Below are 17,854 nucleotides of genomic sequence, written 5' to 3'. Positions count from 1 at the left end.
TAAATTATCTAAGTTGATAGTTAAACGAAGTTATCATTTTTTTCTGACAAAGTCAACGCTAGAATTTAGTTACTGATTCTAAAAACAGGATATTGCATATGTGCTTTTTCATAATATTCGCTTTGCTTGTGAATCCAATCTAGTTGCTCATACCAATTGTTTGCAAAATCTTTTTCATAAGATTTCTTGGTGTTAAACGCGATTTGCAGTTTTGGATTTTCCGCAAGTATTTCTAACGCTTTATCTTCCCAAACGTAAGGGGAAAAACCTTCTTTTTGCTGAAGTATGGTGTCGAAAAAATTCCAATTAAAAAATGAATCTGGAGCTTGAGGTTCTAAGGTTTCTATTAAATATCTAAATGCATGTTGATTTGTATATATGATATAGTCACCTTTTAAAAATTGAATACTTTTTTCTGCTTTTTCAACATTTGTGTTATAGTGCTGGTAATGTCCTTCATATGGCATTTGTCTAGTTTCATAATCAGCTATTTTATAAGCTTCAACAGTAATTATTGTATCTTTTTTAATAGTAGTCATTTCAGCGTTATTCAATTTTAATAAATCTATGATATTGTACCAACCTTGAGGTATAATATAACCCTTTGGAATTTCTACTTCAATAGTTGGTTTAAAATAATTTTGATAAGTAACCTGTTTTGTAAATGGTTTTGTTCTGTCGTATTTTAATCTATTAAAACCAGTAATATCACTTTTTATGGTTTCACCTTCAAATCCTTTAAAATTTAAGATTGATGTTTTTGTTGTATCAATTTCCCAATCTAAAACATATTTTTTTTGATTTTGAATTTCTAATAAAGCATTCTTTTTTAATTTAGAAAGGGCTTCTCCATCTTCTTCAACAATTTCAATCATACTCTTCATGAGTTCGTAAGTTCCTTCTACACGTTGTTTGTATGGTTTTAACATATGTGTTTCTACCATCATGCCGAGGGTATTGAACAGCGTTGTGTAACCTGTAGAATAACGAGGGTAATCCATAAATTGTGAAAACCCATTTTCTGGCACTTCGTTAAAAACATTCACATAAGGTGTAATATCCCAATGCTTTATAGCTAGTTTTTCTTCAAGTTTAGGCATCATTTTAGTATGCATATAATTCCCTAAACTACCACCAAGTTTATTGTGTTGCGTAAATAAATGGGTGAGAGCATATTGGTAGTCGGCGCCATTGCTAACATGATTGTCAATAAAAACATCGGGTTTTACCAAATGAAAAATCTTAGCAAATGTTTTAGCGTTTTTAGTGTCACATTTTATAAAATCGCGGTTTAAATCATAATTTCTAGCATTTCCTCTAAAACCATATGCTTTAGGCCCGTTTTGGTTGGTACGTGTTGTAGAATTTCTGTTTAAACTTCCACCAATATTGTAAATAGGAATAGTTACTAAAATAGTGTTTTTAGGAGCTTCAATTTTGCCTTGAACAATATCTTTAAAAAGCATCATGGTGGCATCAATACCATCAGATTCACCTGGGTGAATACCGTTATTAATCAGCAAAATTCTCTTTTCAGTTTTATGAATTTCTGAGAAACTAAATACTTTATCTATATTCAAAGTAATTATATGCAATGGCTTGCCAGAATCTGTTTCACCAACACTATCAATGGATATTTCTGGGTACGCTTCAGCTAAATTATTATAAAACTTAATAGTTTGTTGGTAAGTAGCCGTTTCTAAACCTTTGGTTTTTTCAAAATGAGTTTCAAAATCATAAACGGGTTTCTTATTAGAAGTGTTACAGGCTGTTACAAAAACTAAAACTAGAAGTATTTTTTTCATGAAAAATGAATTGTTTGTTAAGCTTACAATTTCTTAAGAAAAATTGATTTATTGCTTTTCAAATTAAATAAAATTATTACTTTCGATTTGAGTTAACAATTGCTATTTTCAAATTAATTACTTTGAAGTTGTTTGTAATTTAATCTTTCTCTCACAATTAAATTTTACATGAAAAGTTATAAACTATCTTTTGGTACTATTACCATTTTAAAAAATGATTTAGCAGAAGTTATTGTAGATGATGGTGTTGTAATGGATGAAGTAATGGTAGATGAATATCATGACTTTCTTTTAACAAATCTTGACGCTCCTTTTTCTCTTTTGATAAATAAAACTAATTCATACAGTTATACTTATGAAGCCCAAAAAAGCATTGTTAATTTTAAAAAAATTAATGCAATGGGTGTGCTTGTAGAATCAAATGCAGGAATAATGTCTACAGAAACTTTATTAAGCTTAAATAAAGATAATAATTGGAATGTAAGATTTTTTAGAGCAAGAGAAGACGCTCTAGTATGGTTAAATAAAATGGTTAATGTATAAATTTTCAAACGTTATAGTTTCCATATAAAGCAAATTATAATACTTCACTTGCAAGGCAGTATATTAAACGTAAATTTGCATTTTCAAACAAATTATCATGACTGAATTTATTAGAAAGCGTGCAGCCAATGCTAAAAACGATATTTTAAGTGGAATTACTGTAGCTTTAGCTTTAGTTCCAGAAGCTGTTGCATTTGCTTTTGTTGCTGGTGTAGATCCTTTAGTGGGTTTATATGCGGCATTCATGATTGGTTTAATAACCTCAATTTTTGGTGGTCGCCCAGGTATGATAAGTGGTGCAACCGGTGCTTTAGCAGTAGTTATGGTAAGTCTTGTTGCCGAAGGAAATGCTATGGGGATAGAAGGTGAGCAATTAGGTTTATATTATTTGTTTGCAACCGTTATTTTAATGGGTATTATACAAATGCTAGCAGGTGTTTTAAAACTTGGTAAGTTTGTAAGACTTATTCCTCATCCTGTTATGATGGGTTTTGTAAATGGTTTAGCTATAGTGATTTTCTTATCACAATTAGGCATGTTTAAAGATGCTAATGGTGATTTTTTTACAGGCTCACAACTATATATCATGTTAGGTTTAGTTTTGTTAACCATGGCTATTATGTTTGGGTTACCTAAACTTACTAAAAAATTACCTGAAGCTTTAGTAGCTATTTTAGTAGTTTCAGCTATTGTTATTTTTGGAAATTTAGATGTTGCAACCGTTGGAAGTTTTATTCGCGATGGAGGTGGTGAAGGTTTAAAAGGAGGTTTGCCACAATTTCAAACAGATATTTTTAGTAAAGTACCATTTAATATGCAAACATTGGTATTTATTGGGCCATATGCATTAATTCTTGCTGCCATAGGTTTAATAGAATCGTTAATGACATTAAATTTAGTTGATGAATTAACCGAAACCAGAGGAGATACTAATAGAGAATGTATGGCACAAGGTGGTGCTAATATAATAACTGGATTTTTTGGAGGTATGGGTGGTTGTGCCATGATTGGTCAATCATTAATTAATATTAAAGGAGGAGGACGCGGAAGATTATCAGGTATTGTTGCTGCAGTAATGTTATTAATCTTCATATTATTTGCTTCCGGACTTATTGAGCAAGTTCCAATAGCTGCATTAGTAGGCGTTATGTTTATGGTGGTTATTGGTACGTTTGCTTGGAGTAGTTTCAGAATTTTAAATAAAATCCCATTAAGTGATGTTATTGTTTTAATAGCAGTCTCTGCATTAACCGTTATTTTCGATTTAGCAATAGCTGTAATTGCAGGTGTAATTATTAGTGCTTTGGTGTTTTCTTGGGAAAACGCAAAACGTATTCGTGCACGCAAGCGCATGCGAGAAGATGGCACTAAAGTATACGAAATTTGGGGACCATTATTTTTCGGTTCAATTATAGCTTTCAACGATAAGTTTGATGTGAAAAATGATCCAGAAAATGTTGAAATAGATTTTGTAGAATCTCGTGTAAGTGACCATTCTGCATTAGAAGCTATTTTTAGCTTAGTTAATAAGTACGAAGCAGAAGGCAAAACAATAAAACTAAAACACTTAAGCGAAGATTGTAAAGTGCTTTTATACAAAGCAAGCCCTAAGTTTAGAGAAGTTATAGTAGAAGATATTGACGACCCACGTTACCATTTAGCCGAAAACCCAGAAAAATTTCCTAAAGCATTATCAGAGTATAAGTTTTAGTAAAATAATTTGGGCGTTACCACAAGGGTCGGGCTTTTCGTTGCAATCTTTTAGTTCGTGCCTCGCTAAAAGGATTTTCACTACAATCCCTAACGCAAACTAGTGTATGGGTTTTTTAAGTTGTTCTTTTACACGATCAAACGATTTTTTACTGGCACGTTCCCATCGGTAAATTTTATATTTCTTGTTTTTATTAGCCTCATATTTTGCTTTGTTTTCACGAATTTTCTTTATCCATTTAAAGCGTTTTTTTACAATAGTTTGTATAAGCTCGTCAGATTCGGCTATGCTTTCTAAGGCATTTAAAGCAGCAATAGAAACGTTATGTACTTTATCATTCATGGCATTAATAAGCACTGGAATTGATGATGGTTTACCAGCAATTTCTAAAGCTTCAGCCGATAATTTTCTGGTTTTGTAGTTCCCAAATCTTAATGCATATTCTAATTTTTCAACATGTCCATACTGTGTCCAAAAATAAATAGCACTTTCAGATGGCTGAATAAGTTTCAGTTTAAAAAGTAAATATGTAATTTGATTGAACATGATGTTTTATTGTAACCTTTATTTATTAGTAATAGATTTATGGGTTTTGTTACAATGTTAAATAGAAACAACTTAAATTAAGCAGTTTTAGATTAATGAGGTTGTTAGTAAAATTAACTGTCAAAATATTTCTTTTATGTCTTTGTCTTCATCATCATTTTCTTTTTTGTCAATTTGTTCAATAGTATATTTTGGTAAATTATCTTTTCTGTAAAAAGTTATAGGGACAGGCAAAACAGATGCAAGCGCAATAATAAATGCTAAAGCCAAAAGCCTTAATGCTTTTTTTAAAGTTTTCATTTTATAAAGTATTAGGAAGTGACATTGCTAACTAATTATCTAGATTCAAATTAGCAATGAATAATAATCTAATTCGCTATTAATGATAGCAAGTAAAAGATGTTACTTTATATAGATGTGGTTAGAATTTTGAGCTTGGGATTTTGCAATGAGATTTTGTTCTAAAATATCATTGTAATTTGTGAATTCTAGAAATTTTTCTTTTTGAGATTTTATCTTGACACTAAAGTTTAGATGTTGTTTATTTAAAAGGTTTTTAAAACTAAAAAAAGTGTACGGGTTAAAACTAACTTTTGTTAAAACACTGTGTAAACTTTTATATTGTTTAGCTGAGGAGTCATAAATGGAATTTGTGTTATGGACAAGTTCGGTTTGTGGTTTTTGGTAATTAGTAATAATGCTTGTAAAGCCAGAAAACGACAAGACAACTGCTAATAATGCAATGTATGTAAACCATTTATGTAATCTTCTTAAATTCACTTTGTAAAGTTATAAGTTTAAGATGAGTTTTTTTAAACTACTTTTTATTTATGTTTTCTTTTCTTGTAAATATTTTTCTTGGCTAAATCATCTTCAAACCAAGTGAATTTATCTTGATAAAATTCTATAAAATCTGGCACGCTTTTATGTCCAGGATGAGGTGCGTAATAATGTGTGTCACTTCTACTATCATTTCGCCAAACAAGTACGTACGATAAACGCAATTCATCACGCTTCATAAGGTTTAATAAAGTTCCTGTCCACCATGTTGTGTTAGGTATAGACTCTAAACCAGTTTCTGTAAAGGCAGCTAGCTTTTTCTTTTTTATGGCATAATCTGAAACTATTTTTAATTTTTTATAGGCAGTATCTAAATCATATTGGTCTCTTCCTAAATCTGCATAATTATCCATACCAACCATATCTACCCATTCATCACCAGGATAACGCTCTAAATATTCTTCTTCTGTATTAAATTTAGTATCCGGCGAAAATGCCCAAATAAAGTTGTGTACATTTTTTTCATCTCTTAGGTATGAAGCCGTGAATTTCCAAAGGGTTTTAAATTCTTCAACGGTACAATGAGATCTTCCCCACCAAAACCAATCGCCATCAAACTCATGATATGGTCTAAAAATCATAGGAATTAATTCCCCATTGGCACCTTTACAACTATTTGCCCATTCTGCAATACCATCTAAAATGTCTTTGTATTTGTCATGAGCATCGCCATTAGGAATTAATTTATTTACAACAGGCTTGGAAATAGAATCTTGCCAATAAAATCCGCCGGGACCAACAGGATTAGAGAAATGCCAAGCAACAGTAATAACAGCACCACGATTATATGCATCTTCAGCAATTTTTTTTAGTCTAGCTTTATCAGCTTCAGCATTAGGACCAGTAAAATTTTGAAAATCTATACCTATCATTCCAGGATGCGTACCAATAACAGATTTTACGTCCGATCGATCATCATCACCAGACCAACCCCGACCATATTCTGTTGCGTGTTGATGAGCAAAAATGGTTCCTTTTTTTTGGATTTTTTTTAAACTATGAAACAGTTTTTTAGTTTCTCTTGTAGCATTTTTGTCCATTAATTTCCATTGTGCATGTCCAAAAGTGTAAGAGAAAATTAGAATAATTATTGTTAAAGTGTGCTTAGATATCATAGGGTTTTTATTTAAAAGCCTAAATATACAATAAGTTTAAAAATTAACTCTAAAGCTCACATTAGGTGTAATACCAAGAGATTCGTTTTCAACTTTGTTAACCATATCATTATCGTCTAAAGTGTAGTAAGTATTTATAATATTTCTTTTATTTAATACATTCCAAACCGAAGCACCAATAGTTGCTTTTGCAGTATCAGAAATATTAAATGCATAAGTTGCAGAACAATCGGCACGCAAGTAATCATCTAGATTTTTACTATTAGGTTTTTCGTAAGTTATAACACTATCCTCTGCGTCATCAGTTTCGCTAGGTTCTGTAGTTGGTTTTCCAGAATGCCAATTTAAACCTATTGCCAATTTTATGTTGTTGTTAGTATAGGTGCCTGCAAAGGTTATGGCGTGTTGTATATCGGCATTATTAGGAAACGATTCACCATTATTTAAATCATTAAAAGTATAATTATTGGTGCTATAGGAATAGGAAATCCAACTGCTAATAATATTGTTAAATTGTTTGTTTAACAAAACATCAATACCTTTTATTTTATAACTACCAATAGCATTTATAAATTGATATTGGTTTTGAAAGCCTTGACTTCGTGTTGTAATACCATCTGCTTTTTTAATGTAACCTTCGGCACTTACGAGCAACTTATTTTTATTAAAATGAATTCCTGCTGAAAGCTGTTTGCTTTTTAGGACTGGAATATTATTATTGTTAGAGAGCACCCAGCGGCGTTTTTCGATACCTAAAAAGTCGTTTTGTAAGTCTATAATTTGTGAGGTGGTCTGACTTTTAAACTCACCTAAAACTTCAAATCTGAAATGATTTAAAAAACGTTGACTAAAACTCAAGCGAGGTTCAGCAAAAAACATATCAAATTTTTTAATGTAGTTTAATCGTCCGCCTAAATTCAATCTGGTTTTGGCATTATTTGATAAAAAATTAGTTTCACCATAAATAGAATGGCTTCTAATAACCTCTTTAATATAACTTCTAAAAATAGGATTATTAACATCTTCTAAATTGCTAATACCAACCTCTGTAAATTGATAGCCACCATTAATTTTAATTAGTGTATTTGGTTTGTAATTGATATCCATTTTTGCAGATCCATCGTAAACTTCATTTTCTTGAATTAGGCGCTGATTGTTTAGAATATCAAAATTAGTGGCATCTAAATCGTAATTAGAAACATAAATTTGTGATGTTGTTGAAAGATCATCATTCCAATTTCTGGTGTAAGTAAAATCAATGGCTGTATTACGCTGTGTGAGTTTACTGTTTAAAGCTTCGTCTTTATCATTTATAGTAGATTGCTCGTCATAATTTAAATTGTTTTTTACGTTTAAAAAATGAAATCTAAGTTTATCTTTTTCTGAAATATCATATAGAAATTTAGCAGTAACATCATAAAAATAAAACGATTCATTCTGTGAAATGGAATTGGTGTTATTCTTCGGTTTTGTGAAATCTGAATCTTGAAAAATGCGTTTAAAATACTGGTTGTATGTTGAGGTGTTTATTAAATCTGTTATAGACCGACGAGTTGATAGTTGCAATTCGGTTTTACTTGAAATAGGGATTTTAGCAAAACCATCGGCATTAATTAAATTGAAACCCAAACCCGCTTTGAATTCATTATCTATATCATCAGGTAATTGCATGTCAATAATACTTGAAATACCATCACCATATTTTGCGCGCGTGCCATTTTTATAAACGCTTACACGCTTTGTGGTATATGGATTGAATGCTGAGATTAAGCCGAAAAAGTGACCAGATTGATACATTTTTATACCATCCCAAAGAATTAAGTTTTGGTCATGTGTGCCACCACGCACATTTATGTTTGATACCGTTTCATCTGCACTTAAAACCCCTGGCAGTGATTGAATGGTTTGTAAAACATCGGGCTCAATTAAACCGGGTAAAATGCCAAATATTTCAGGTTTAATAGTTATAGAACCATCGTTAAGTTTTGTAATACCCGAAGTTAAATAGTTTGTAATAATGACTTCTTCTAGGTTTTGTATGTTATAACTTGTCTTTTTGATTTCAGGTTTTTTAATAACAACAAACCTATTGTCTAATAATTCGAAGTCTAAATTGGTTTTAGCTTTAAGAAACGCTAAGGCTTCTTCTAAAGATAAATCATCATTTGGGAGCGTGCTTGTTTTGTCTTTTATGGTTTCATCTGCGTAAGAAAAACTAATACTGTACTTAGTTTCAATTAGTTTTAAAACGTTAATAAGTGGTTGTTTTTCTTTTTGAAGTTCTTGTGCTTTTAGTGGTGCAACATTCAAAAAAAACAATGATATAATAATAGAAAGTAGCTCTTTCTTATTCACGCTTTAATGTTATAGTATTGTTAGTTTTACTATAGGTTACATGTAAAGGTAGAGTAATTGATTTTAATGCTACATCTAAATTATCGTGTGCAAAACTACCTGTGAATAATTGTGTTGAATCGATGCCAAGTAATGTAATATCTACGTTGTATTGTCTTTCAAATTCTGCAATAACGGTTTTGTAAGGCATACTTTTAAAGGTGCTTTCGTTATTTAACCACGAAGGCGTTGAGCGGTTTTCTTTTTCTTTAGCAATTGTTTTCCCATCAATAATTAAAAAACTGTCTCCAGGTTTTAATTTTGTTTCTTGAGAATTGTAACTAACCCCAACTAATCCTTCGTAGCAAATAACCTCAAAATAATTGTCTCGTTGTTTTACATTGAATTGAGTACCATAAACCTTTACGGTTCCTAATTTTGTTATAACATTAAATGAAGACCCTTTGGCTACTTTAAAAAAAGCTTCACCATTAAGTTCTACATCGCGTTCTTTTTTCCAATCTTTTTTATTAAAAACTAATAACGACTTAGCATTGAGAGAAACTGTTGATTCATCTGGAAGTTCAACAGTTGTTTTTTGAGCATATTCCGTTTTAATAGTGGTATCTAAAGTAGTTGTATAATAATATAAGCTGAAACAAATAGCAAGTAGGGCAGCAACACGCATAAAAGGTTTTATCCAATGTGATGATTGTGCTTTTTTGCTTTTAATTTTAGATAATACGTTTTCTAGTTCTTTGGTAGTATCGTAATTGTCTGCTTTAAAAGCTTGCACATTGTTGTTTAACTTTACTAAATCATCATAGTCTTCAAGGTTTTTAAACGCTTCAAGTTCTTGATCATTTAGATTATTATCTAACCATTTTGATATTAAAGTTTCTCGTTTCATAATGCTTTACAACTATATAACAGTTAAGTTTATTTTTTTCCTACCCTTGGGTTGAAAAAATAAATTTTAGTTTTGTGAGTGCTTTTTTATTTTAAGCTTTAAATCTTCTTTAATATTCTCAAACCATTCAATTTTTAAAATACTTAAGATTATAGCATCAATTCTATTTCCATCATTATCTAGACTAAAATTCCTCAAAACTCCTTCAATGATACATCCTATACTTTTCATTGCATTTATACTTCTGTAATTTAAATTATTGGCACCAAATCCCACTCTTTCTACATCCATTTTTTCAAAAGCAAATTCTAACATTAGATATTTACAATTTTTATTTATTCCATTTCCATGTGTTTCTTTTCCATACCAAGTATAACCTAAATCAACGGTATTGTTTAACTGACTGAATCTGTAAAATCGAGTGCTTCCTACAAATTTATTTCTCAGCTTATCAAATACTATAAACGGATATTCATTTTCATTTTTACGTTGTTCAATAGTATTTGATATGTATTTTATTAGATTTTCTTCCCCATTTGCTCCACCAGAATTATATTTCCAAAGTTCTGGTTGGTTAATTGAATACTCTAGCAGGTGTTCGTAATCTGATAATTCTAATGGTCTCAATTTTACAAACTCGTTTTCTAAAATATAATCCTCTTTAAAGTCAATTTGCATATTGTTATAATTTGACATTGGTTATGGTAAACAGAAATAATATAATCATAACTCCTTAATATCCTTCCGCAATTTCTCCAAAGCACCGTAAATGCGTTTTTCAACCGCTTTGGTAGATATCTCTAAAATTTCAGCAATTTCTTTAAAACGTTTTCCTTCCACGCGGTTCATCATAAAAGCTTCACGTTGTGCATCGGTTAAATTACTTAATGCTTTTTGTAGTTTATCGTTATACTCGGTTTCCTGCATTAAAAACTCAGGATTCTCGTTAGTATACGTTTTAGGTTTTGTTTGTTGGTGTTTTAAAACCACCTTTTGGTGTGCCGCTTCATTTAACATTAAATTATTAGCTGTGGTAAAAACAAAACTCTTCGCTTTTTCTGGAGAAATCTTAGCGCAATTTTCCCATAACTTAATAAAAGCTTCTTGTACTTTATCTTTTGGGTTTAGTAAATCACCAAACTTATAGTATAAAAAGTTGTGTAAATCTTTAGCGTGTTTATTAAATAAGGACGAAAAAATATGCTCTTCGCAAATATTATCATGTAATTGTTTCCCCATTATTATTGGTAGTTGGTGGCACTAAAATAAAAAAAAAGCGAACACAGGGTAGGAATTTTTAAAGTTATCCTGTTTTATAATAAAAAAGCTATGTTCAACCCAAAATCAATTACGATGAAAACTAAAATGAAAACATTACTATTATTACCTTTTTTTGCCCTTTTAATGGTGACCTCTTGTCAAGATGAGGTTACAGAAATTACACAACCTGAAGAGACAGAAGCATTAGCTCCAAATTCTGAGTTAACAAATTTAATGTTTTCTACGTCTACCATGGATGGATCTGCCGATAATATTATAGATCATGCAAGTTGTACATCAGTAGAATTACCTGTTACAGTTATTGTGAATGGTCTTGAAATTATTATTGATTCTGAAGCAGATTTTAAAGTAATCGAAGCTATTTTTAATGAGTTTGAAGATGATGAGGATAAATTAGATATTGTTTTTCCTATAACCATTATTTTGTCTAGCCATGAAGAAATAGTTATAGAAAACCGTACGCAATTAGAAGCATTAATTAAAGAATGTAAAGGAGAAAACGAACAAGATGACGATATAGAATGTATCGATTTTAAATACCCAATATCGTTTTCGGTTTATGACATTCAATTTCAAATTATTGATGTTATAACTATTGAAAGTGATAGAGAATTGTATCTTTTTCTAAAACGAGTAAAAAATGAAAAAGGATTTTTAGCTAGTCTTAATTTTCCTGTAACTATGGTTTTATCTGATGAAACAGAAATTACAGTAAATAATAATATAGAATTAGCAAGAACTATTAAAGAAGCTAAAGACGCTTGTGATGAGGATGATGATAATGATTATGGTGACGATGATTTTACTAAAGAACGTCTGGATGAATTATTAGTTACATGTCCTTGGGTTGTTTACGAATTTGAAAGAAACGCCAATAATTTAAACGGCCAATATCGTGAGTATATCATGGCATTTAAAGAAGATAATGTAGTTAAAGTTCATACTAGAGCAGGAACTATTATAACAGGAACTTGGTCCACACGAGTTACAGATAATGGAGCCTTAATTCAATTAGAGTTTGATGCTTTGGTAGACTTTACTTTAGAGTGGTTTGTGTACGATTTAGAACCAGGTAAAATAAAATTATTTAAGGCTGGCGGAAATAAAATCATACTAAAGAAAAACTGCGATATAGTTGTTGATATTACAAAAGAACGTATTGAAAACTATTTACAAGAATGTTTCTGGAGAGTGCACCGTTTAAGTGTAGATGGAGTAGAGAATGATATAGATTACATTGGTACACCATTAAAATTCTTTGAGAATAATGTGGTTAAAATTAGAGTTGATGGTGAGTTTGTTACTGGTACTTATAGTGTGCTTTCTTTTAATGATGGTTTTGTATTGCAAATTCAAATAGAAGGCAAAGCCAATTTACAACTAGAATGGTTAGTTACGTTTTTAGAGCCAGGTTTAATTAAATTAGAAAACCTAGGAAATAGAGATGATAAAATGGTTTTATACAGACACTGCGTAGATGTTGATGACGATTTAATTTACATTGATGGTGTATTAATAACAGGAGAGTGGGAAGTTGCACTTTACCAAGATGGAGATGTGAATAAAACAGAAAATTACTTTATGTATACAGTAGATTTCCAGGTAACAGGAAGAGTAAAAATAACAGATCCAAACTATGGTGAGTTTAGTGGTTCTTGGTTAGCATACAGAAACGAAGGTTTATATCTTGGTATGTTTTTTAGAGATTACGAACCATTTAATGCTCTAAATTACAGATGGAAAATTGTAGAAGTATCTCCAAATAGAATTGAATTAAAAGATTTCAGTTCAACAGGAGAAGTAGAAAGAACATTAGTCCTTGAAAAGAGAAATTAATTATGTTTTTGGTTAAAAGGAAACTCCATATTTTCGATTGGTTAGGTTAATATCAAGTTAAGTTTCCTTTATAAAGGCTGTCAAATTAAATTTTGGCAGCCTTTTTTTATTCATTTTTTTTATTCTAATTTCAAATGATTAACTCAAAAATATTCTCTTCAGTTTTTTTGAATAAACAATAATTGGTTATTACCGTTAAAACGGGAATCTGTTCAAGGTAAAAACAAAATATTTCTTTACTTTTGCACCTCGATTTATACGATAAATCTGAACTTAAAATTTCAATAAAAATTATGTTTAATAATTTAAGCGATAAGTTAGATAAAGCCTTACATGTATTAAAAGGTCACGGTAGTATTACAGAAGTTAATGTTGCGGAAACTTTAAAAGAAGTAAGACGTGCTTTATTAGATGCCGATGTTAACTTTAAAATAGCCAAAGACTTTACTGTTAGAGTAAAAGAAAAAGCACTGGGACAAAACGTTTTAACGACGTTGCAGCCGGGGCAATTAATGGTAAAAATTGTAAAAGATGAGCTAACCGAACTTATGGGTGGCGATGCAGAAGGTCTTGACTTGTCTGGTGCACCAAGTGTTATTTTAATGTCTGGTTTACAAGGTTCTGGTAAAACAACTTTTTCTGGTAAACTTGCTAATTATCTTAAAAACAAAAAAACAAAAAAACCTTTATTAGTAGCCTGTGATGTATATCGTCCTGCTGCAATAGACCAATTACATGTAGTTGGAGATCAAATAGGTGTTGAGGTTTTTAGTGATAGAGGAAATAATGATCCTGTTGCGATTTCTAAAGCAGGTATTGCTCATGCAAAAGCAAACGGGTTTAATGTTGTTATTATTGATACCGCAGGTCGTTTAGCAGTTGATGAGGCGATGATGACCGAAATATCAAACATTCATAAAGCTATTAAGCCTCAAGAAACTTTGTTTGTTGTAGATTCTATGACAGGGCAAGATGCTGTAAATACTGCAAAAGCCTTCAACGATGTGTTGAATTTTGATGGTGTTATCCTAACCAAATTAGATGGTGACACACGAGGTGGAGCAGCAATTTCTATTAAATCTGTAGTTAATAAACCTATTAAGTTTATTGGTACAGGTGAGAAAATGGAAGCTATTGATGTGTTCTATCCATCACGTATGGCAGATCGTATTCTTGGTATGGGTGATGTGGTTTCTTTAGTAGAAAGAGCACAAGAACAATTTGATGAAGAAGAAGCTCGTAAACTTCAAAAGAAAATAGCTAAAAACCAATTTGGGTTTGACGATTTCTTAAAGCAAATTCAGCAAATAAAGAAAATGGGAAACATGAAAGACCTTATGGGTATGATTCCTGGAGCTGGAAAAATGATGAAAGATGTTGATATCGATGATGATGCATTTAAGGGTATTGAGGCTATAATTCACTCTATGACGCCAAAAGAACGTAGTAATCCATCTATAATAAATTCAAGCAGAAAAATTAGAATAGGAAAAGGGTCTGGTACTTCTGTACAACAAGTAAATCAGCTTTTAAAGCAATTTAACCAAATGAGCAAAATGATGAAGATGATGCAAGGCGGTGGCGGTAAAAAGATGATGCAAATGATGAAAGGGATGAATTAATCTTAAGTAAAAAGTCTCAGTCTCAGTCTCAGTTTACAGAAACAGCATCAATTTTAGAATTATGGATTTCAAAGAATTATTAGCTTATAAAAAATCGTTTGATTTGGCCATGTTAATTTTTGAAATTTCTAAAACATTTCCAAAAGAAGAGACATATTCTTTAACAGATCAAATAAGAAGAAGTTCTCGATCTGTTTGTGCAAATATTTCTGAGGCCTATAGAAAGAGAAAATATCCTAAACATTTTATAAGTAAACTCACAGATGCTGATGGTGAAAATTTAGAAACCAATACATGGTTAGATTTTGCATTAGGTTGTAAGTATATTACTAACGTAAGATTATTCTAAATTTTCAAATGAAGGAAAAGAGATAGGAAAACTAATTAACTTTATGATTAATAATCCACATAAATTCGGAGTAAAAGTAGAGTAATTTACTGCTAACTGTAACTGCGACTGAAAACTATATAACATGACCATTTTAGACGGAAAAAAAGTAAGTAACGATATTAAAGATGAAATTGCTGCTGAGGTAAAAAAGATGCAAGATAAAGGAGAAAAAGTCCCTCATCTTGCAGCCATTATTGTTGGTAATGATGGTGCAAGTTTAACTTATGTTGGTAGTAAGGTGAAAGCTTGTGAACGTGTTGGTTTTGAGTCTACTTTAGTTCAAATGTCTAATACAACAAGTGAAATTGAATTATTAGAGAAAATTAAAGAACTAAATGAAAATCCAGAAATAGATGGGTTTATAGTTCAGTTACCGTTACCAAAACAGATTAATGAGCAGAAAGTATTATTAGCTGTAAATCCAGATAAGGATGTTGATGGTTTTCACCCAACAAACTTTGGTAAAATGGCTTTAGATATGAGTACGTTTATTCCAGCAACTCCATTTGGTATTTTAGAATTACTAGACCGTTATGGTGTTGAAACTAAAGGAAAACATACGGTTGTAATTGGGCGCTCTCACATTGTTGGTAGACCAATGAGTATTTTAATGGGACGTAAAGGATTTCCAGGAAACTCAACAGTAACACTAACGCATAGTCACACAAAAAATATTACTCAAATTACTTCACAAGCAGATATTATAATTTCAGCTTTAGGTGTTCCAAATTTCTTAAAGGCAGAAATGGTTAAGGATGATGTGGTCGTTATAGATGTTGGCATTACACGTGTAATTGATGAAAGCAGACCAAGAGGATATAAAATTGTTGGTGATGTGGATTTTGCTAATGTGAGTAAAAAAGCAAGTTACATTACACCTGTTCCTGGTGGAGTTGGTCCTATGACGATTGCAATGTTGCTTAAAAATACCTTGTTAGCAAGAGAACAACATAAATTATAAATAAAACAATAATTAACTAAATTGCATTATGAGTTTTTTAATCTATAATGCAATTTTTTTATTTATAAGAGTTGCTATGGGCAGCTTTGAACATATAGTTCCCATACTGTTAGCAATTTTATTTTGTGTATTATTTATTAGATATGCAAACAGAAAATTAAATGAAAGTCAGCAACATAGTATGCTTCATTTTTTTGCACTTTTTATTTGCTTGACGGTTGTCGCTTTTCATATATATAAAATAAGTTTAGGTAATTATAGTATAAAAACAGATTTGCCTCTGTTTTTATGTAGTTTTTTAGGATTAATTATACCTGTTTTCACCTATTACAGAAAACTTTGGATGTATGAAATTCTTTTGTTTTGGATTATTGCCGGAACTACACAAGCAATTTTAACACCAGATATTTCTGAAGGATTTCCATCATTTAATTTTTTTAGATACTGGCTTGTGCATTTAGGAATCATTATTATAATGCTTTATGCCACATTCGTTTTTAAAATGAAGCCTATTTTTAAAAGTATATTTAAATCCTTTTTTGCATTACAACTTTATGTGATTTTTATGGTGATTTTAAACTTTATTTTAAATGCTAATTACTCGTATTTAAACAGAAAGCCAGAATCTGCATCGGTATTAGATTATTTAGGTGAGTGGCCGTTTTATATTATTGTAGTCCAGCTTATATTAATACCCTATTTTTTATTGATTTACTTGCCGTTTTATATAGTAGAAAAAAAACGTAAAAAATCACTTAGCAAATAATTGCGTTATATCTTTAAAGGCTTTAAACTCTAGAGCATTACCAGAAGGGTCGTAAAAAAACATGGTAGCTTGTTCTCCTACTAAACCTTCAAAACGTACATAGGGTTCAATAACAAATTTTATGTTTTTAGTTTTTAAATTTTCAGCGAAAGCGTGAAAAATATCCCATTGTAGAACGACGCCAAAATGAGGTACTGGAACATCTTTTCCATCAACAGAATTGGTGTGTAACTCTTCTTCAGATTTTGGTTTGTAATGTATTACTAATTGATGCCCAAAAAAATTAAAGTCAACCCAATGTTCACTACTTCTTCCTTCTTCACATCCTAAAATATCTCTGTAAAAGGTTCTACAAGTGTCTAAATTATAAACAGGAATAGCTAAGTGAAAAGGTTGAATACTTGACATTGGATTTAATTTTTTCTTTTTCTTTTATCTATAATAGGCTTATTGTGTTCCTTGGTAGAATTACTAATTAACTTATTTAACTCATCAAACTCTTCTTTAGTTAAGTTTCGATATTCACCAACAGGAACATCTAGTTTAACATTCATAATTCTAACGCGTTTTAGAGTTTGTACTTCATAATTTAAATAGTCGCACATTCTACGAATTTGTCTATTTAAACCTTGGGTTAAAATAATTTTGAATTCGTATGTGCTTAGTTTTTCTACTTTACACTTTTTTGTAGTTTTATTTAATTCAGCTAGAGGTATACCTCCAGACATACGTTCAATAAAAGTTTGTGATATAGGTTTGTCAACCGTTACTACATATTCTTTTTCGTGATTATTGCTAGCGCGAAGTATCTTATTTACAATGTCACCATCATCTGTTAAAAGAATTAAACCTTCACTTGGTTTATCTAATCTTCCAATAGGAAAAATACGTTTAGGGTAGTTTAAAAAATCAATAATATTATCTTTTTCTACTGTAGTGTCTGTTGTGCAAACAATACCAACAGGTTTGTTGAAAGCAAGGTAAACGAAAGATTGTTTAGTGTTTTCAATTTCTTTGCCATCAACGGCAACCACATCATTGGGTGATATTTTAGTTCCCATTTCTGTAACTTCACCGTTAATGGTAACACGTCCTTCTTCTATAAGTTTATCTGCTGCACGTCGCGAACAATAACCTACTTCACTTAAAAATTTATTAATACGTTTTAACTCTTCTGCCATAATTCAAAAATA

General features: G+C 30.8%; 17 protein-coding genes and 1 pseudogene. 7 read left to right on the top strand and 11 right to left on the bottom strand.

Going from position 1 to position 17,854, the window contains the following annotated elements:
* Positions 1 to 65: 65 nt before the first annotated feature.
* Positions 66 to 1,805 carry a M14 family metallopeptidase gene (locus tag BT151_RS00305; protein WP_072399562.1) on the bottom strand — a complete coding sequence of 580 codons (1,740 nt, stop codon included), beginning with the start codon at positions 1,803 to 1,805 and terminating at the stop codon, positions 66 to 68.
* Positions 1,806 to 1,973: 168 nt separating this feature from the next.
* Between BT151_RS00305 and BT151_RS00300 the strand changes: the two genes are divergently transcribed.
* Together BT151_RS00300 and BT151_RS00295 are read left to right on the top strand one after the other, a co-directional pair.
* A complete protein-coding gene (locus tag BT151_RS00300; protein WP_072399561.1) occupies positions 1,974 to 2,348 on the top strand; it encodes a hypothetical protein in 375 nt (124 codons plus the stop codon).
* A 97-nt stretch (positions 2,349 to 2,445) separates the two neighbouring features.
* The gene (locus tag BT151_RS00295) at positions 2,446 to 4,059 is read left to right on the top strand and encodes a SulP family inorganic anion transporter (protein WP_072399560.1); all 1,614 of its coding nucleotides are present in this window, start codon (positions 2,446 to 2,448) and stop codon (positions 4,057 to 4,059) included.
* A gap of 99 nt (positions 4,060 to 4,158) precedes the next feature.
* On the opposite strand, the gene BT151_RS00290 is transcribed toward BT151_RS00295, so the two are convergent.
* The 8 genes from BT151_RS00290 to BT151_RS00255 form a co-directional block, all read right to left on the bottom strand.
* The gene (locus tag BT151_RS00290; protein ID WP_072399559.1) at positions 4,159 to 4,605 is read right to left on the bottom strand and encodes a HEAT repeat domain-containing protein; all 447 of its coding nucleotides are present in this window, start codon (positions 4,603 to 4,605) and stop codon (positions 4,159 to 4,161) included.
* 120 nt (positions 4,606 to 4,725) lie between these two features.
* A complete protein-coding gene (locus BT151_RS00285) occupies positions 4,726 to 4,905 on the bottom strand; it encodes a hypothetical protein (RefSeq protein WP_072399558.1) in 180 nt (59 codons plus the stop codon).
* A gap of 102 nt (positions 4,906 to 5,007) precedes the next feature.
* A complete protein-coding gene (locus tag BT151_RS18715; RefSeq protein ID WP_072399557.1) occupies positions 5,008 to 5,385 on the bottom strand; it encodes a hypothetical protein in 378 nt (125 codons plus the stop codon).
* 44 nt (positions 5,386 to 5,429) lie between these two features.
* Positions 5,430 to 6,560, bottom strand: coding sequence for a glycoside hydrolase family 26 protein (locus BT151_RS00275; protein WP_072399556.1), 1,131 nt, complete (start codon positions 6,558 to 6,560; stop codon positions 5,430 to 5,432).
* Between the two features lie 36 nt (positions 6,561 to 6,596).
* On the bottom strand, positions 6,597 to 8,915 hold the full coding sequence (locus tag BT151_RS00270; RefSeq protein ID WP_245794665.1) for a TonB-dependent receptor: 2,319 nt from the start codon (positions 8,913 to 8,915) through the stop codon (positions 6,597 to 6,599).
* A complete protein-coding gene (locus BT151_RS00265) occupies positions 8,908 to 9,804 on the bottom strand; it encodes a FecR family protein (protein WP_072399554.1) in 897 nt (298 codons plus the stop codon). Before BT151_RS00265 ends, BT151_RS00270 begins: the two co-directional genes overlap by 8 nt.
* Positions 9,805 to 9,870: 66 nt before the next feature.
* On the bottom strand, positions 9,871 to 10,500 hold the full coding sequence (locus tag BT151_RS00260) for a GNAT family N-acetyltransferase (protein ID WP_072399553.1): 630 nt from the start codon (positions 10,498 to 10,500) through the stop codon (positions 9,871 to 9,873).
* Positions 10,501 to 10,527: 27 nt separating this feature from the next.
* On the bottom strand, positions 10,528 to 11,043 hold the full coding sequence (locus BT151_RS00255) for an RNA polymerase sigma factor (protein ID WP_072399552.1): 516 nt from the start codon (positions 11,041 to 11,043) through the stop codon (positions 10,528 to 10,530).
* A 126-nt stretch (positions 11,044 to 11,169) separates the two neighbouring features.
* Here BT151_RS00255 and BT151_RS00250 point away from each other — a divergent pair, with 126 nt between their 5' ends.
* The 5 genes and pseudogenes from BT151_RS00250 to BT151_RS00230 all read left to right on the top strand — a co-directional run bounded on the left by BT151_RS00250 (position 11,170) and on the right by BT151_RS00230 (position 16,661).
* Positions 11,170 to 12,921: a hypothetical protein gene (locus tag BT151_RS00250; protein ID WP_143144223.1), complete on the top strand. Its 1,752-nt coding sequence runs from the start codon at positions 11,170 to 11,172 to the stop codon at positions 12,919 to 12,921.
* A 293-nt stretch (positions 12,922 to 13,214) separates the two neighbouring features.
* Positions 13,215 to 14,543 carry a signal recognition particle protein gene (ffh, locus tag BT151_RS00245; RefSeq protein ID WP_072400935.1) on the top strand — a complete coding sequence of 443 codons (1,329 nt, stop codon included), beginning with the start codon at positions 13,215 to 13,217 and terminating at the stop codon, positions 14,541 to 14,543.
* A 61-nt stretch (positions 14,544 to 14,604) separates the two neighbouring features.
* Positions 14,605 to 14,977: pseudogene (locus tag BT151_RS00240) on the top strand (four helix bundle protein).
* Positions 14,978 to 15,016: 39 nt separating this feature from the next.
* Positions 15,017 to 15,895 carry a bifunctional 5,10-methylenetetrahydrofolate dehydrogenase/5,10-methenyltetrahydrofolate cyclohydrolase gene (locus BT151_RS00235; RefSeq protein WP_072399551.1) on the top strand — a complete coding sequence of 293 codons (879 nt, stop codon included), beginning with the start codon at positions 15,017 to 15,019 and terminating at the stop codon, positions 15,893 to 15,895.
* Positions 15,896 to 15,923: 28 nt separating this feature from the next.
* Positions 15,924 to 16,661, top strand: coding sequence for a YwaF family protein (locus BT151_RS00230; RefSeq protein WP_084647812.1), 738 nt, complete (start codon positions 15,924 to 15,926; stop codon positions 16,659 to 16,661).
* Here the strand turns inward: BT151_RS00230 and BT151_RS00225 are convergent.
* Both BT151_RS00225 and rluF read right to left on the bottom strand, forming a co-directional pair.
* The gene (locus tag BT151_RS00225; protein ID WP_072399550.1) at positions 16,647 to 17,069 is read right to left on the bottom strand and encodes a VOC family protein; all 423 of its coding nucleotides are present in this window, start codon (positions 17,067 to 17,069) and stop codon (positions 16,647 to 16,649) included. The two genes, BT151_RS00230 and BT151_RS00225, sit on opposite strands and share 15 nt — an antisense overlap.
* A gap of 5 nt (positions 17,070 to 17,074) precedes the next feature.
* Positions 17,075 to 17,842 (bottom strand): 23S rRNA pseudouridine(2604) synthase RluF, encoded by a 768-nt coding sequence (rluF, locus tag BT151_RS00220; RefSeq protein WP_072399549.1) that lies wholly within the window; start codon positions 17,840 to 17,842, stop codon positions 17,075 to 17,077.
* Positions 17,843 to 17,854: the final 12 nt, after the last annotated feature.

The organism is Flaviramulus basaltis (assembly GCF_900114265.1).
GTDB classification, from domain to species: domain Bacteria; phylum Bacteroidota; class Bacteroidia; order Flavobacteriales; family Flavobacteriaceae; genus Flaviramulus; species Flaviramulus basaltis.
The sequence above is the reverse complement of the archived record's forward strand: the minus strand, read 5'-3'. Positions and strand labels throughout refer to the sequence as shown.

What these genes read in the sequence shown, in the direction of transcription:
- BT151_RS00305 (WP_072399562.1), bottom strand. Translation starts at nt 1,805, where the DNA reads ATGAAAAAAATACTTCTAGTTTTAGTTTTTGTAACAGCCTGTAACACT.
- BT151_RS00300 (WP_072399561.1), top strand. Translation starts at nt 1,974, where the DNA reads ATGAAAAGTTATAAACTATCTTTTGGTACTATTACCATTTTAAAAAAT.
- BT151_RS00295 (WP_072399560.1), top strand. Translation starts at nt 2,446, where the DNA reads ATGACTGAATTTATTAGAAAGCGTGCAGCCAATGCTAAAAACGATATT.
- BT151_RS00290 (WP_072399559.1), bottom strand. Translation starts at nt 4,605, where the DNA reads ATGTTCAATCAAATTACATATTTACTTTTTAAACTGAAACTTATTCAG.
- BT151_RS00285 (WP_072399558.1), bottom strand. Translation starts at nt 4,905, where the DNA reads ATGAAAACTTTAAAAAAAGCATTAAGGCTTTTGGCTTTAGCATTTATT.
- BT151_RS00275 (WP_072399556.1), bottom strand. Translation starts at nt 6,560, where the DNA reads ATGATATCTAAGCACACTTTAACAATAATTATTCTAATTTTCTCTTAC.
- BT151_RS00265 (WP_072399554.1), bottom strand. Translation starts at nt 9,804, where the DNA reads ATGAAACGAGAAACTTTAATATCAAAATGGTTAGATAATAATCTAAAT.
- BT151_RS00260 (WP_072399553.1), bottom strand. Translation starts at nt 10,500, where the DNA reads ATGTCAAATTATAACAATATGCAAATTGACTTTAAAGAGGATTATATT.
- BT151_RS00255 (WP_072399552.1), bottom strand. Translation starts at nt 11,043, where the DNA reads ATGGGGAAACAATTACATGATAATATTTGCGAAGAGCATATTTTTTCG.
- BT151_RS00250 (WP_143144223.1), top strand. Translation starts at nt 11,170, where the DNA reads ATGAAAACATTACTATTATTACCTTTTTTTGCCCTTTTAATGGTGACC.
- ffh (WP_072400935.1), top strand. Translation starts at nt 13,215, where the DNA reads ATGTTTAATAATTTAAGCGATAAGTTAGATAAAGCCTTACATGTATTA.
- BT151_RS00235 (WP_072399551.1), top strand. Translation starts at nt 15,017, where the DNA reads ATGACCATTTTAGACGGAAAAAAAGTAAGTAACGATATTAAAGATGAA.
- BT151_RS00230 (WP_084647812.1), top strand. Translation starts at nt 15,924, where the DNA reads ATGAGTTTTTTAATCTATAATGCAATTTTTTTATTTATAAGAGTTGCT.
- BT151_RS00225 (WP_072399550.1), bottom strand. Translation starts at nt 17,069, where the DNA reads ATGTCAAGTATTCAACCTTTTCACTTAGCTATTCCTGTTTATAATTTA.
- rluF (WP_072399549.1), bottom strand. Translation starts at nt 17,842, where the DNA reads ATGGCAGAAGAGTTAAAACGTATTAATAAATTTTTAAGTGAAGTAGGT.